The organism is Candidatus Nitrosocosmicus franklandus (assembly GCF_900696045.1).
Lineage (GTDB): Archaea > Thermoproteota > Nitrososphaeria > Nitrososphaerales > Nitrososphaeraceae > Nitrosocosmicus > Nitrosocosmicus franklandus_A.
The window spans coordinates 514,613-530,542 of the sequence record NZ_LR216287.1; the positions used below are offsets into that span (position 1 = coordinate 514,613).

The 15,930-nt window shown below is 34.0% G+C and carries 10 protein-coding genes and 1 tRNA gene; 4 read left to right on the forward strand and 7 right to left on the reverse strand.

Translation table 11 applies throughout. The features are described 5' to 3' along the window. Window positions 1–4 precede the first annotated feature (4 nt). Together NFRAN_RS02350 and NFRAN_RS02355 are read left to right on the forward strand one after the other, a co-directional pair. A tRNA-Ala gene (locus NFRAN_RS02350) sits at window positions 5–79 on the forward strand. A gap of 265 nt (window positions 80–344) precedes the next feature. Then, complete coding sequence (locus tag NFRAN_RS02355; protein ID WP_134482907.1) at window positions 345–1,472, forward strand: integrase; 1,128 nt, start codon at window positions 345–347, stop codon at window positions 1,470–1,472. Between the two features lie 972 nt (window positions 1,473–2,444). Here NFRAN_RS02355 and NFRAN_RS02360 read toward each other — a convergent pair. Continuing rightward, window positions 2,445–3,485: a ParB/RepB/Spo0J family partition protein gene (locus NFRAN_RS02360; protein WP_134482908.1), complete on the reverse strand. Its 1,041-nt coding sequence runs from the start codon at window positions 3,483–3,485 to the stop codon at window positions 2,445–2,447. 201 nt (window positions 3,486–3,686) lie between these two features. On the opposite strand from NFRAN_RS02360, the gene NFRAN_RS02365 reads away from it, so the two are divergent. Continuing rightward, window positions 3,687–4,097, forward strand: coding sequence for a response regulator (locus NFRAN_RS02365; protein WP_134482909.1), 411 nt, complete (start codon window positions 3,687–3,689; stop codon window positions 4,095–4,097). Between the two features lie 223 nt (window positions 4,098–4,320). Next, window positions 4,321–4,680 (forward strand): hypothetical protein, encoded by a 360-nt coding sequence (locus tag NFRAN_RS02370; protein WP_134482910.1) that lies wholly within the window; start codon window positions 4,321–4,323, stop codon window positions 4,678–4,680. 38 nt (window positions 4,681–4,718) lie between these two features. On the opposite strand, the gene NFRAN_RS14105 is transcribed toward NFRAN_RS02370, so the two are convergent. From NFRAN_RS14105 to NFRAN_RS02405, 6 genes are all read right to left on the reverse strand, one after another. Continuing rightward, window positions 4,719–6,800, reverse strand: coding sequence for a M12 family metallopeptidase (locus NFRAN_RS14105; RefSeq protein ID WP_197731091.1), 2,082 nt, complete (start codon window positions 6,798–6,800; stop codon window positions 4,719–4,721). A 2,383-nt stretch (window positions 6,801–9,183) separates the two neighbouring features. Continuing rightward, entirely contained in the window at window positions 9,184–9,405 is a 222-nt protein-coding gene (locus tag NFRAN_RS02385; protein WP_134482911.1) for a hypothetical protein, read from the reverse strand. A gap of 770 nt (window positions 9,406–10,175) precedes the next feature. After that, window positions 10,176–11,840: a S8 family serine peptidase gene (locus tag NFRAN_RS02390; protein ID WP_134482912.1), complete on the reverse strand. Its 1,665-nt coding sequence runs from the start codon at window positions 11,838–11,840 to the stop codon at window positions 10,176–10,178. A 704-nt stretch (window positions 11,841–12,544) separates the two neighbouring features. Continuing rightward, window positions 12,545–13,381, reverse strand: coding sequence for a caspase family protein (locus NFRAN_RS02395; protein ID WP_134482913.1), 837 nt, complete (start codon window positions 13,379–13,381; stop codon window positions 12,545–12,547). Window positions 13,382–13,405: 24 nt separating this feature from the next. Beyond that, window positions 13,406–13,765 carry a hypothetical protein gene (locus NFRAN_RS02400; RefSeq protein WP_134482914.1) on the reverse strand — a complete coding sequence of 120 codons (360 nt, stop codon included), beginning with the start codon at window positions 13,763–13,765 and terminating at the stop codon, window positions 13,406–13,408. A gap of 914 nt (window positions 13,766–14,679) precedes the next feature. Then, a complete protein-coding gene (locus NFRAN_RS02405) occupies window positions 14,680–15,306 on the reverse strand; it encodes a hypothetical protein (protein ID WP_134482915.1) in 627 nt (208 codons plus the stop codon). Window positions 15,307–15,930: the final 624 nt, after the last annotated feature.

A 15,930-nucleotide genomic window follows, 5' to 3' on the forward strand; every position in this document is an offset into this window, starting at 1 on the left:
TTGAGGGCTGGTGGTTCAGCCTGGTACGAACGTTCGATTCGCAATCGAAAGATCGCGGGTTCAAATCCCGCCCAGTCCACTTTTGGAATTGTTATATGAAATCTCTCAGGCTCTTATATATATTAAGTTAATTTTAAGCACTATATAATCTTTATTATAGGAACTATGGAACCATAAAACTCACCTAGTATTTGACCATTTAATACCAATTTGGAACCACATATGGAACCAAATAACAAAATTTAAGCCAATTCATGGTTCCATTGTAATTTTTATGGTTCCACAGATTTTTTCTATGGTTCCATAAGAGCTAATTTATGAATTGGAACCATAAGTTATAATATATGCAGAAAATCGCGAGAGAAAACTCGCTAACTAAGCCGAGTAAAACCGAGTGGGTTGCTATGAACGTAAAGGTAAGACGAGAAGACATACCCATTCTTAATCAACGGCTCAAGTTACTGGGATTTGAAACTTTAGGACAACTAACAAAAGATCTAATCAATGGAACATTTCCACATGTGACAGAAGATAGACAAATTACAAATCTTACAGATAATGTAGATAAATCAGGATTAAAATCTATATTGGAGGGAGGTCACAACTCCGACTTTTACATGAAGGCTAACACCCAGGATATGTATGATTATTATCTGAATGTTCGTAAATTTCATAAAAACACCTGTAGAGATCTAGTTAGCTATTTTAAAAGATTCCGCGATGTTTTTTTTACTCAGCGAGTTGATGAAATTAGAAGCTGTACTCCTAGGGTTCGCTCAAAGATCATGGATTGCATGCGTAAATTTGGAGCCTATTATCTCTACAAATACAACAATGAAGAGTGTATTGATCTAGTAGAGAAAATTATTAGAAGACATAACCTTTCTGCAGGACAGACAGAACACGGTAAACTGTATATAGTTGATGATAGTTATATCGAAGAACGTTTAAAACAGTTATTTTCTATAGGAGAAGGAGAGATAGCCACCATAATTAGATTTGGAATATTTTCGGGCTTGAGAGAAGATGAAATGCTTTATGTTTATAATAAAGATATCTGCCCAGATAAGTCAGGATGTTCTTGTTCAAAGCTGCATGTAATTGAAAAACCCAATGGAGTTTCTGTAGTTCTTATTCAGTGGCACAGGGGACATAAAAAATGTTATTTTACACTAGTTCCAACTAAAGTGCTAAAGGAATTCAAGTCAATGGATGATTTTGAATATAGGCCACATATACGTTCAGCTCATGAATATATGAAGGTTAAAACAAAGGATGACAAAATTACTTTTATGTGGCTTAGAAAAGCACACTACAATGTAATGTGTAGAGTAATGAAACCGTTTGAGGCCAATGTGTTGGCAGGAAGAGCCAAATCAGTTGACGCCAAGCACTATGCAATGTATGAGTTGGATGAAATGTCACAGAAATACGCAGAAGCATGGAAAAAGTTTGATGTAAATATCAACTAGTCATAATAAAAAATTTTTACATAGTGATTTATTTCTTTCAAATGTTATATAATTCTTTAGTAACGATTCTCGATCTTGAATATAGGAATTTTATATCAATTTCAACAAATTCACATCATTTGAACATACCATAAGGGTTTTTATAACAGCTATAACTCATTTTATAAATTTATTAAGAACCTATCCTAAAATTAATTTTCTATAGATTATGCTACAATAAGAGAATTGTACCAACCCAAGATAGTTTTCATACTTCTTATCATATCTAGTAAAGAGTTTCCTAAACCTGTTATGCTCCGAATTAGTAGGCTCAACAACCCATCATTTGGAAGAATATTTTTTATGATTTGGGTTCGGTTTTTCTTTAACCTTTTCTTCACTGTCGTTTACTTTCTTCTTTTTCTTTTTCTTGATCGGTAGATGAAATATAGAGCCTCGTTTGATTAATTATTACAGTTCCTTTTCATTGGATTTATATCCTTTGTCTAGAAAGAGATGTTATAGTTGTCGCCTTCCTCTTGATCTAGGTTTGGATCTGGGTGATGATCTAGGTCTTTTTATTACTGTTTTATCAACTACATCTGTTACCAGATTGATGTCGTGAATTCTGTATTCAGATTATATTGCAACCGATATAGGAATACCTTTCTTCTCAGGATATGAGAAGCATTAAGAAGAACAAAAGACTTATTGAAGTTAAAGAGAAGTATATGCACCGTTGAACAACCGAGACGGACTTTTAATCTCTAAAGACATCATTTGGAGAATATAAAGATTTCAAAGAGGATAATAGAGATAGTGATACAAATATCACTATATAATCGGTACATATGAATATAGGAGGACCCAAATCGAGATGATAGGAAGACAGGAAACACATACAAAACGGCTTAAGATCAAATTTCTTTACGCATAGTTCTATGTTAATTTTCGACATCGAAAAATAACCGGCATATACTAGAGAGTAAATTATCAGAGTTTTTTCTTTTCTTTTATTAAAACATCTATTTGGTTGTTTATCATATTCTTATGCTGCATTAATGTTTCATACACTATCCAGTTATCTTCTACGTCTTCTATTATTCTCCCTATCTTAGCCAATGCAATCTTTAACGTAGAGATTGTTTTATCGAATGCCCTTTGTGCTTTAAAATCAATTTCTTCCAACGTATCTTTCCTAAAAGAATGGTCAAAATAATCCATTCCATCTCCCTCATAAATATAAACAGCATTAGTTGGAGTAGAAGAAGAAATTGTAGCATTGGCATCAGTTATGAAGTCGGTATTGTCTTTATTACTGTTAGTATTGTTGTTGTTATTATTGGCAATGTGTTGTTCATAATCCACACCCTCTTTTATTAACATCCTCATTTTTGCTACGGAAATCTTGTTACCTAAGACCTGTTGTGCAATATGCAGTTGTTTTTCTTTATCCTTTATGTATATCAGTTCCTCGGCTACACTCGTACTCAAGTTTGATTTTTTGACCTCGTCAAGTATCTCTGAAGGTAAGTCTAGCAAAGAAATTCTTTTAGATATATAAGAAATACTCTTTGATATTTTAGAAGATAAATCAGACAAACCTCCCCATCCAAAATCATAAACATAGGCTTTGAATGCTTTTCCTTCTTCTAATGGATCTAGATCCCTTCTTTGAATATTCTCAACCAAAGAAACTTCAAATGCTTCCTTTTCATCCAATTCAACTATTTGGCAAACGATCTTTCTTAAGCCTAGTTTTTTGCAAGCTAAATATCTCCTGTTTCCCGTTACGATCTTAAATTCTGTCTTTTCTGATAGCGCTGGTGTTGAAGTTACTGTTGTTGTTCGTACAATAATAGGATTTAACAACCCATTTTGCTTTATAGAAAGTGCCAGTTCATCTATATTATCATCATCACAAAAATCGGATTGTCTAGTGTGAAATCTATAGCTAGGAGAAGAAATCTGATGAATAGGGACCTCTTCTATGATTCCGTTCATCAAAGACGATGTAGCAAACGGTTTTTGCACAACTATGACAATGTAATGCAGAATATAAACATATCTTAATATTTATTAATTAATAAAATTAACTACAAAAACAAAACGGATGCCTCGACTACTACAATATCAATCCATTAAACATTTTGAATCCAAGATTCAAATGGCATTGTTAAATAGAATCATGTTTAAAATAATAGATAAGCTGAATTTCTTGGGAGACAACAAATTTTGTCAAAATCAGATGATGAACAGTTTATAAGAAATCAACCGAGACATCGGATTCTGGTTGTTGATGACAGTTATGAAACAAATTTGTTTTTCAAAATGACTCTAGAACAAGAGGGATTGTATGTGGAAACATATAGCGATCCTCTTGAAGTGGTACAGACCTTTGAACCAAATTATTATGATCTGGTATTGCTCGACATAAGATTGCCTCATATGAATGGATTTGAATTATACAAGATGCTTAAAGAAATTGATAAATCCGTAAAAGTATGTTTTATTACAAGTTTTGAAGCCTATTACAAATCATTAGTTGAGGAATTTGATTTAGACATTAAATGTTTTATCAGAAAACCCATCCAAAAAGATGAATTAATTAAACATGTAATTGAACAGCTAGTAACCTCAGAATAACATGCTAGGCACCCATATTTAATGCATCCTTCTAATAACCATAAGACAAATTTCAATTGACTTACCTGTTTATTAGGGCAAGATTGATTACTGCACCTAATAACTCTAGCAACTGGAATAGAGATGCTAATATTTCAAAATACCAATGTAGAATTGGAAAATTAATGCAATGATAGTAATAATTTTACTCAGATTAAAATAGCGGTATATTAATTAGAAGATATTGACAGATTCTTATCAAATTGAAGGAGAAATCTGGATAGATGATAACAACAAGATCGACAATGTAACAACATATGTACGAATCGAGGATACTAGTAGAGCCGATGCTCCTTCAAGAATGATAGCACAGAACATACTAAGAAATGTCAAGTTTAGGTCCGAAGGCGATAAGAAGGTGCTGCAATTTCATATTAGCACTCCATTATCAAAGGATGATAAAACCTATACAATTAATGTTCATGTTGATATTAATGGAAACGGTAAAATTGATCAAGGAGATTATATTAACATGGAAAGTTATCCTGTTCCCTTACAAAGGTCTAGACAAAAAATTGTAGTCAAAGTAAAACAAATAAGATAAATTTCGTTTCTAGTTGAAGAGTATTTGAATGCGACCTGCTAAAACGACCATCCATTGTTTGGTGCAGTTTGCCAAATATGCCACACTGCATGGTCTGCCCCTCTTGCAAATACTTCCAATCTACCATCAGCGTTTTGGGCTACTACAGGATCGCTTGTTATTATGCCACCTCGTGAGGCCCAGCCGTTAACCCAGCCGTTACTTGGTGCTGTTTGCCATGTATGCCAAAGCGCGTTGTCTGTTCCTCTTGCAAATACTTCCAATCTACCATCAGCGTTTTGGGCTACTACAGGATCGCTTGTTATTATGCCACCTCGTGAGGCCCAGCCGTTAACCCAGCCGTTACTTGGTGCTGTTTGCCATGTATGCCAAAGCGCGTTGTCTGTTCCTCTTGCAAATATCTCTAATCTACCATCTTTATTTCGGCCAACAGCGATATTGCTTGTTATCCTACCTCCCCTTGTAGCCCAGCCGTTAACCCAGCCACCGTTTGGAGCTACCTGCCATGTATGCCAAACTCCATTATCTGTTCCTCTTGCAAATACTTCCAATCTACCATCAGCGTTTTGGGCTACTACAGGATCGCTTGTTATTATGCCACCTCGTGAGGCCCAGCCGTTAACCCAGCCACCGTTTGGAGCTACCTGCCATGTATGCCAAAGCGCGTTGTCTGTTCCTCTTGCAAATATCTCTAATCTACCATCTTTATTTCGGCCAACAGCGATATTGCTTGTTATCCTACCTCCCCTTGTAGCCCAGCCGTTAACCCAGCCACCGTTTGGAGCTACCTGCCATGTATGCCAAACTCCATTATCTGTTCCTCTTGCAAATACTTCCAATCTACCATCAGCGTTTTGGGCTACTACAGGATCGCTTGTTATTATGCCACCTCGTGAGGCCCAGCCGTTAACCCAGCCACCGTTTGGAGCTACCTGCCATGTATGCCAAAGCGCGTTGTCTGTTCCTCTTGCAAATATCTCTAATCTACCATCTTTATTTCGGCCAACAGAAATTTCACTCGTTATTTTTCCACCTCTGGTGCCCCAGCCGGCTCTCGGATACATAAGGTTAATTGCTGCTATATCACCGTCACTTAATCCATTTCGCTGACCTATTGCTGCACCACATGGAAGATCTGTTCTTAATACTTGGATAGTAGGCTGTCCGTTTTTTGAAAAAGCCGTTGCAGGATAATGCATAATTGAACAATAATCATATTGCCCCACGTCATCTCCATCGGTAATGTGTTGATTGAAATTGTGTCTATTTGCGTCCTGAATATTTTCCCAATTGATTCTAATGAAAGTATCTCTGTCCTCACGACTTTGCTCATGCCAACATCCTAGGGCGTGACAGATTTCATGTATGGTACTTCCTGTACCACAACCATCAGCTAATGAGATTATTTGTTTTCCTCCCTGCCTTCCCACATATGACCAACAGCCATCCCTTCGTTCAAATCTTATATAATCGGGGAAGGATGATGCATTACTACTATTTCTCATAATAAACCGAACACCTGTTCGTGATTGTATGTGAGATACAGCATCTGTAACTCTTTGTTGATTGGGCAAGGCGCCATCAATCTCGTAAGGTACTGTGTTATTTGGCCACCGAAATTGACTTCCAGGTATTATAACCGCTCTATTTGTATCACCATCGTCGCTAGGTGTCGCATTTTCATTATCAGTAACTTTTATTGCGATATCACCTTCAAAAATAGACACCCCATCAATGACAGAATATTCTACTTCTTTTTTGGTAAAGGTGTTACCAGATATAAATCCTTTTTTAGTATCGGTGCCTTCACTAAACTCTCTGCAAATGCCTTCAGCGCTTTCCTTGTCCCGTACAGCTGAAGGAAAGTCATCTAGACCTGATGGCATTTTACCAATTTGATCCTCAGCTCCTTGACCCGATCTTTGACTCGTACTATCAGTATTGTCAACAATGTGAAAGTCATCTAGACCTGATGGCATTTTACCAATTTGATCCTCAGCTCCTTGACCCGATCTTTGACTCGTACTATCAGTATTGTCAACAATGTGAAAGTCATCTAGACCTGATGGCATTTTACCAATTTGATCCTCAGAAACCTTCTTACCACTATTATTTTCCATAACATGGAAATAGTAAATGTATTTATAAATATTTACACAAATTTTCAAATGATTAAGACGGTAAGATCTGTTTATCTATTACTCAATACTTACTAATTTCTAATTTTAGAAAAGAAAGTTGTTTTGGACAACTACTCTTAAGTACCTAATAACTCGTTAATTCTTGGTAAATATTGATCAGAGATACAAAAGAATGACAGGATCATCAGAATGAATCACGATAAATCATAGAAATATAAAATATTAAAGAATCTCAATCTACTGTTCAGGACCTCTAGTTGTGTTTTTACTAACAAAGACGTTCTCTGTGCTCATTTAATGGAAATTAGATTTTTGACAGGTAATTATATGAATATAAAATACTATTGACTACACCTAAATAACAAACGGTATCCTATGAATAAATTAGAACAATAGCAATAATATTTAGTTCTTGTCTATAAAATCATATTAACTTGTGAAGGGTATAACCAACTTTTGTTGTTTTAACAGATTCCTAATTTAAGTAAAGGACCATAATAAGAAGTAATTGAAAGTATCTGTTTATTAGATGATAACAGTAGAAGGTAATAACTTTATTGAAAATTCACAAATGCATTTGAATAAACTAAAGATGGACTTATAGACGATAAAAAAGAATGACGATTAATGGTTGGATACCATTTTTCTACATTCAATATAGAAATGTTTGCTTATACAACGTCGAGTTTTTCGAAATGACTACAATAATTATAAAACATTGTTTAGTTTCTATATTTAATTTTGAGGATAATAAAGTTAAGAATGATTTATTGAAATATGTTATTGCCTTTCCGTATTCTTGTTAAATAATTACCTCAATAAGAAAAATAAGTTAAAGTATATCGTATGAATATCTAACGATACTTTAATATGGAATTTTAATTGAACAGTTAAAGATTTAGTCCTTAATAGAAATTAAATGTATTTCATTTATTCAGTAATTGATATACCTCTGATATTACAAAAAAATTTTGGATTGTGTGATTATGATTGCTTTATGGTTAAAACCATTTTTTATTATGATTGTGACAATTCTTCAAGATTTATCGATTCCATAGACAAGTACATACGTTAGAATAAAATTATGAAATATGTTTTTTCAAGATGCAAAGCGTATATTAGTCATCTTTGAATTGTCAATTTGAAGGGATCGCTCCAGAGTATCTTTAGTCAGACCTACTAAATTAACCATAAAATTAAGAGTATCACAGCTAAATTATAGAAAACAGAATTAGTTATCCTTGAATTAGCTTTTTCTTGCTGATAAAGTTCTTGAAGTAATTTCATGGCACCGCAGAGGGGTTGCAACATGTTTATCATGAAAACAATAGTGTTAGATTTGCAGTTCTTGATCGAACAAATTTTATAGATAAGTTAGTAAATTCAACAATATTGGGTCACTTTATTAATCAAGATTTCTAAATCTATACCCCTCCAAAACATACTATAGCTTCATTATATCTTCCTAAAACAAATGATGAAACTCGTTTATCATACCAAGTGGGTAAAATACTAGGTCTTACCAATAGCATTTTCAAATTCTCGAATTTCTTCACTAAATTATTTTAGACGAATAAGAGAGTGTCTTTAGTTCTTTTATTCATAGGTAAAATGTGGTTTTGTATTTAAGGATCTCCTGAAGAAATTGAGGGAATGATTAATTTTTGTAACATATCATTCTAAGATCCAGATTAGGTTAAGTGATTGCATTCCTTTAATGTTTTGTCGATTCCAAATCATTACATGGCTTCTTCTTATTCATTTCGATTAATATATTTTAGAAACTCCTGTTATTCAACATGTGTGCACAATTAGAATTCAGCCAAATTCACTTATCGAAGTATAGAATAGCTTCTTTGTAATCCCTTAAATGATAAAGAGCATTCTCTGATTGGATCAAGGATCGGCAAGGTTCGATTTCAATTCTTTTGTTTTTTAATTTACTTTGTATTCAAGGTTAAAATCTTGATCGATAAAAACGTCACATAGTAATGATGAATATAGCCTATAACAGTAAGGTCATTGATAGCAGATGAAAGCAAATGCCAGAGTTTAACTCATGAATGTATTGCTGAATGCAAATCTGTATGTGATTTTTATTCCAAATTTCTATCTAAGCTGTATCAGCATGGTATATCGTTCATCAAATTAAACGATCGGATATCATAAGATTCTAGTTGAAAATGGGATGTGGGTTTATAATTAATTCTTTCTTACTTTTCAGCATTATTACTTAAGGGTATAACGGAGTAACCTTCCCTAACCGTGTAATTCCTATCTCCACCGAAATGTTGAGGCAAGGTTGCTGTACCGTTCTCGATCCAAACATAGGCAATCCCATTCTTATAATCATAACAATCACCTATCTATTGTAATCACAATTAGTTGGACTAATTTCTCCATCATTCATCACTAAAGTAACGTCACTTTCAACTTCAGAGAAATTGTTATAAATGTTCGAAAAGTTAGCTAGGGCTGGCATAATTTCCATATTACCGAATAACGTGATTGTCATCAATGAACATAACCCAGTCAACATTATCAGGCCAATTAGTTTATCCTTTCCTGGATAGAACCTGTACATAAAATTTATGAAGGGATCACCATTATTTATCTATTTAGGATTTTGGTAATTTAGACCTTTAAATGTCTATAATTTCCTATTAGATGCAAATAAGCGCCAGTGACCTGTATTTGTTAATACAATCTATGCTTATAGAAGATGACAAATGATTAATCAAAGCATTTTTCTTCATATTACTATACTAGGTACCATCCTGAAATGAAGTGGTTTATCTCAATTGTAGGCGACGTGTCATCACAATGCAGCAGAAGGTATGGCTTATTTGGCATGTATCATGATGACCAAATTTGGCTAGAACACCATCTTTATATAATATATAATTTATGTTTATATTACCACATTAAAGTATAGTAGGTGACTGATTAAGCCATAATAATACACAAGTCATAATTGATGTCAAAAGTTATTCAGATAATCTCGATAGATTAATATCTTGATATACCAGGTAGATCATTTTATCTAAACAAGCACTATACACCAATCCGATCTTCATGAAAGATTTTTTCAAATTATTGCAGGTTATCCCAGGTTTAGAATAATTTTAATTCGGTATGGTTTATTTTAGATTATTGATTTGTAACATAACCTTAAAATGGTGTTCTAATTTGCAATATATTGTTACTAAGTATGTGTAGTATAAAGGAATCTAACTACATTTCAGACAGTAGAATTTCGATCGGTTTCTTAATATGGATATTTTTACTATTAACAAAAATCAGAGATAAAATTAAATTATGTAAGGAAATGATGAAATGCTCTTTAACCTTCCTTTATATACCTACTGAATTATTTAGAGCTTCAGCTGTAAGCTTTCCGACCTTGCCATCAGTTTGAAGTTTATTACCATTTATGTCTTTGTGAGTCTTTTGAAATTCTACAACCGCAGCATGTGTTTTATTACCAAATTTCCCATCTATCCCATCATGATTGGGTCCAAAATTCCCAAGATCATATCCAAGTTTTTTTAAAATGGTTTGAAGATTTTTAACCAGCATAGACCTAGGATCGTTTAAAACTAGCGGACCACTTCCACCATTGGAACGATTCCTCAGTTCATCTGGAGGTAGTGGGGTAAGAACAACCGTTTTTTTTGATATCTTATCGTATGCGGCTTTTGCCTGAATTATACCCGCGCCCAAAAAAATCTTCAAATCAGACCCGCCTTTGTTTTTTGCAGTAGTCATTAGAACATTCTTGACTTCACCCTGATTAACTGATGGGGATTTCTGTTTCAGTAATGCAATAACACCTGCAGCTATTGGAGTTGCAGCTGAAGTTCCACTATCACTATCGAAGAAGCCTGTGAAATGGGTGATGGAAGCAAAGTCTGGTTTATTAGGATCCAGGGCGGCGGGTCCACAACTGCTGTAACCAACATATTGTTCATTCTTGTTAACGGCTGCAACCGTAATTACTTGCTTATGTCCGTTTGCACCCCAAATACTTTTTCCTTGACCAGTATCGGATCCACATCTGTTATCTGCACATGGATTGCCCCCACAATTTCCAGCAGCAAAAAGAACGATTATCCCTTCATTAATAGCTTCTATCACTTTCCTAGTTAGAAAGTGATCGGGGTTTGTAGTATAGTTTGGATCCCATTCTTTCTGGTAATAGCCCCAGCTATTAGTAATGATGTGCGGAGTACCATCTAACTTATGTCTATTTATAGCCCAGTCGAAATTTTTATATGCACTTGACAATGTGTCCCCAGTTATCCTAAGGTCATAAAGCTTTGCATCAGGAGCAATTCCCAGAACATCCGTTGCGCACATATTCCCGTGCCAGTCCCAATCTACACCAGTGGTACCCCAATCAGACGTCGATCCATCGATTACATTCGGTATGAGCTTTCCTGGCCAATTTGTATCGTTTGTATCCTTAGATTTTATAGGTCTACCCACTGCTGTAATTCCCCCATCCTGAACGGCAACGACAATATTTTGTCCCTTAATTCCATCTGCATGAATTTCATGTACCCCAAGATACTTTGCCACATCGTGAATAGTTCCCTTTGGAGTGCCTGGATCACAATCACATGGAGGTATAGGACATAACCCCCTGTCGACTGAACTTATCTGAATGAAATCGTCATCTTTATTTTCAAAGGGTCTGATTCCAGCGGTGTCCTCCCAAACCTTGACCACATTGGGTTGAGCTTCGAGATTCTTTATCTTATTTCTATCAATCCTTCCCCTAACAATTACAACATCCATTCCCCTGGAATCTAGGCTACGGGCCATATCCGGGGTCGAAGTTACAGGAATAGCTCCATATTCAGTATCTAATTCAAATCCATGTTGCATTAGATCTCTTGTCAATGTCAGATCACGCGAGTCAGTATTTTTCGGTTTAGTATATTCTACAACTACCTGGACACGATTTTTTTCATCTATTACCAGTTTCTTTTTATCAGAGTTATCTGGATTATCCATAATATGATTCTTAGTGTAGAACTATTTTAAAAAGATATACGATTTTGTGTACTTTATTATAGTATTTCCACTATTATTCAATACTACTCTTAAATATCATAATACAACATTTAAATCAAATATTATTATCGTGTTAATAGCAGGCATTTAATACCAAATTATAGCAAATGCTAAAGTTGTATAAAACCGCCTTATTTTTTTTTGTCCTTAAATTGGTCTATACAATTTATCCAAATACTATATGGATATTTGCGGAACACACACAAAACGATAGGTAAAACGAAGCAAAATTACCCAGCTCAATCATTTAAAAATCCAACAAACTTAATTGTCGTAAACAATCCTATTTATCAAAAGCACAAGCAAAAAAGAAACATAATATCCTAGATTCAATCCACTTTTAACCAGACTCAAAACAAAATAAGAATTTTACATCAATGTATTAAGAATCTTTGTAGTAATAAACTTTCGAAACTTGATACAAAAAACTATATTTTTGTTCTTCTTTATTATTCAACTCTTTTTCTTGACCAGTAAAGCTCGGAATGAAGAAACATAATCAATAGTACTAATTGAAGGTGATAAATATTACTTAGGAAATATCCTTCTTTACTTGGTTGAAAATTTACGATTCTATTAATGGAGCCGAAGATGTATGCTACCGAGTTACTAACTACAGGTTTTGGAAATTTAAATTAAATTTATTATTTTAATTGACCTAAAGGCACGTCCTTAATACTTGCTACTCCTTCCAGTTGAGGTATTTGACGAAACCTCTCTCTCATCGCATTTCTAATATTTTTCATTAATTCATATCTAGATAATCGGTTACCTGAGTTGCGTAATTCATTACATAAATTCCATGTAAATGCGCCATGATAATCATTTTCAATTTTGGCATCAGCACTTGTTTGATCAGATTGACATCCCGTCATTAATACTATGTTGGGAGGCATTCCCTCTTCTTTTAAAGTATCTGCCAATCCATGATTTTCAACTGAACGACTAGATAATTCACGGTTAATTTCGCGTGGAGGAGGAATATATCTGGGAATTTCATCTAGACTCAATAATCTTAGTCCAGTACCACTATGACAAGTGTCTAAGTAGACTTCACAAAGACATTTCTCCGGTATGGTCGAAAGTTTTTTACCGAAATCATCATCATCTATCACAGTATTTAACGACCAATTTCCTTCCTCTACATTTAGATTATATGTTGTAAAAACCTCATCTTTTAGGTCGTCAGTTTCATCTAGTGATACATCAGGTATCTGTGTACCGTGAGCTGCTAAATGTATGACTATATAATTACATTCACCGTCTTGTGCTTTTTTAATTAGCGAATCTATATTTTTATAAATATTTTCCTTCGTTGCCTCTGAATCCTGGAGTACTGTTATATCAGAATCTTTGAAATTCAAGTAATCTTTTAATACTGAAGACATATTTTTTGTATCGTTAATACACCCGCGTAAAGTGTAGTGGGGAAAAAATTGGTATTGGTTGATTCCTATAGTTAGGGCCTTTCTGTTATTCATTTTATTATTTTGTTTGAGATGTTCTTAGAATAGACTCGAAATCGCTTTCCAAGCTTTTTTGGCCGTACTTTGGACTACTGGATTCTTTGCGATTTTATAGGCTGTATGTGCACCCGCAATCAAACCTGCAATGGCGATGCGTTCTTGATCCTCCGAAGAAATATTTTCTGACGTCAGATCCCTAGATCCTTGCTGAGCGTCATTCTTAATTTGCTCAAAAATGGCACGAACTTCTTGGTCTTGTTCTGGTGAAATATCACGTGAATCCGAACCTTTGAAATAAGCCAAGAGCTTATCAACTAAGTCTGTATGTTGCTTTACATATTCCCATCCTTCTTTAAGAAAACGTTCTTGATCCTGTGAGACATCTGTTCCTGTTGACATGTGATATTCTCAACAATATCCAACTATTTAAATTTATACCCAATATCTCAAAGTATCGGGACAAAAATATTTATTCGATATTACTACATTATGATATCTTGATCAGTTATTGTGTAAAGATTCATTTGTATTTCTATTTTATTTTTCAAATAACTTTCGATCAATTAAATCTATTTTGACTAATCATTGTTTGTTAAATATGTTGTAATACAGTTTGAATTGCGCTACAGCACTGTCAGTAGGTATATCTAGTGTACCTGTACAAATAGACAAACAATGAGATCTTTTCGATGTATCTTAAGTTCATTTTGTATCTAAGGTGTTATTCTAAAAGTTAACAATGTGGACAGACATCAATAATTGTCTTTTCGCTTATACACCCTATAAAAAAAGTAATTTCCAGAATTCTGGGAGGCATTACTCCAAGAATTCTGGAATATTATGATCGAATAAGAAACTTTTGAATTCATCGCTAAATGTCGCTATCAGAGGGTGAAACAACTATGATGTTGAGTCCAAATCAATGCGTGCTAAAGTGCAGCGATTGAAGTTAGAAAAAAAATTCTTCTTCCTTTCATTTCTTAGGTATTTGACACGTGATCTAGATAAGAAATTGGGCAAAGTAGAAATTATAACAAAATACGTATCAAGAGAAATTCTTCTGCATCTATTGCTAATTCTCAATCCAAATTAGTTTGTAATATTATATTGAAATGTTTGATACAGTAAAACTATCCTGAAAATAACGCTAGAATCAATCACATATTTCCTCTAACCATCTTTTCATTAGCTTTTATATGAAAAATTGATTTTATGTTAAGATGATGAATGTAATCAAAAACGGTTTTAGAACTACTCCCAGGACATGAATAATAAATGATTTGTGTTACTTTAGCTTTAGACATATTGTGTCCTTAACCATTCTTTTGCAAATCTGTGTCTTGTGAATTGGTTGTTTCTATTAACTGCACTTGTTGAATCAATTCAACATGTGCCCTTGTATTGTTTTGTAATAATTCCAGCATCTCTTTTAGATCTGCAATCTCCCTATGAGGTAGTGAATTATCAGCCTTATAATCATAATCAGTTATAGATTCATAGGCACGATAGTGAGACTTGAATACCATGTCAACTACAGATAAATTTGCAACTGCCTTACTTATAGCATCTTGGGACTTGTAAAAGAACATTGAAATTAGAACACCCATACCAATTCCTCCACTAAACAAACTCCAACCGTCTGATGTCCCTTTATACCAAGCATAAGTAATTGCGTTCGCAATAAGGATCGCACCTATAATTACCAACATTATGTTTATGATTGTCTTCATTTCGAATGCTTTTTTGGAATCATTCAAGATATCTTCAAAGTGTTTATCCATCTTTTTCCAATAACCTTCCGCGTCTTTCGATGGACGGGCAGCAATTGACCGTTTGACATCATTTAGTAACTCCTCATCCACGGCACGTGTCTTTGTGGAAGAATCAAAGGTTGTTTTCATTGCTGTGTGACTTTTGTCATCTTCTACATTATTTGCCATATATTTGCATTAATGAAATGTCATATTATAAAAATACATAGGTCTCAAGAATATTGTTAAATTGGGACAAAAATAATTAATAAAGATAAGTTTTCACAATTGACTCCATAACCTAAGTCAAAATGTAGGCTCTAGTTTTAAATATGGATTGATTTCGATTGTGTTTGTTATTACTTAGCCTATTACTATTTGGACTTTCATCCTCAGTAACAATAACCACTGCCGAATGATATAATAAAGTGACCAAAACCAAGAAATATTGTCACAGTAACTGGCATTCTCATAATAATAATGATACTAACAACAAATAACAAACAGATGTCTTATTAGAGCAGGTTAATAGAACTATCATCAACAGAACCAATACATCCTTTTCTAGTCTATTATGATTGGGAGCTATGTTGGCAGATTGCATTCCCAGAGAAGATAAACAGAGCAATGCAATATAACGTATACATGTGATCACATGTTATCATTAAATGGAAATGACTTTATTGCATATCAATCTGTATCGTTATGGCATATACCTCGAGAGGATCCCATGCTCCAATTGCAAAATCTTTGCAAATAGTATTTTATAGATGATACTATGTATTCAAATATTCGATCTCCATAAATTGACAG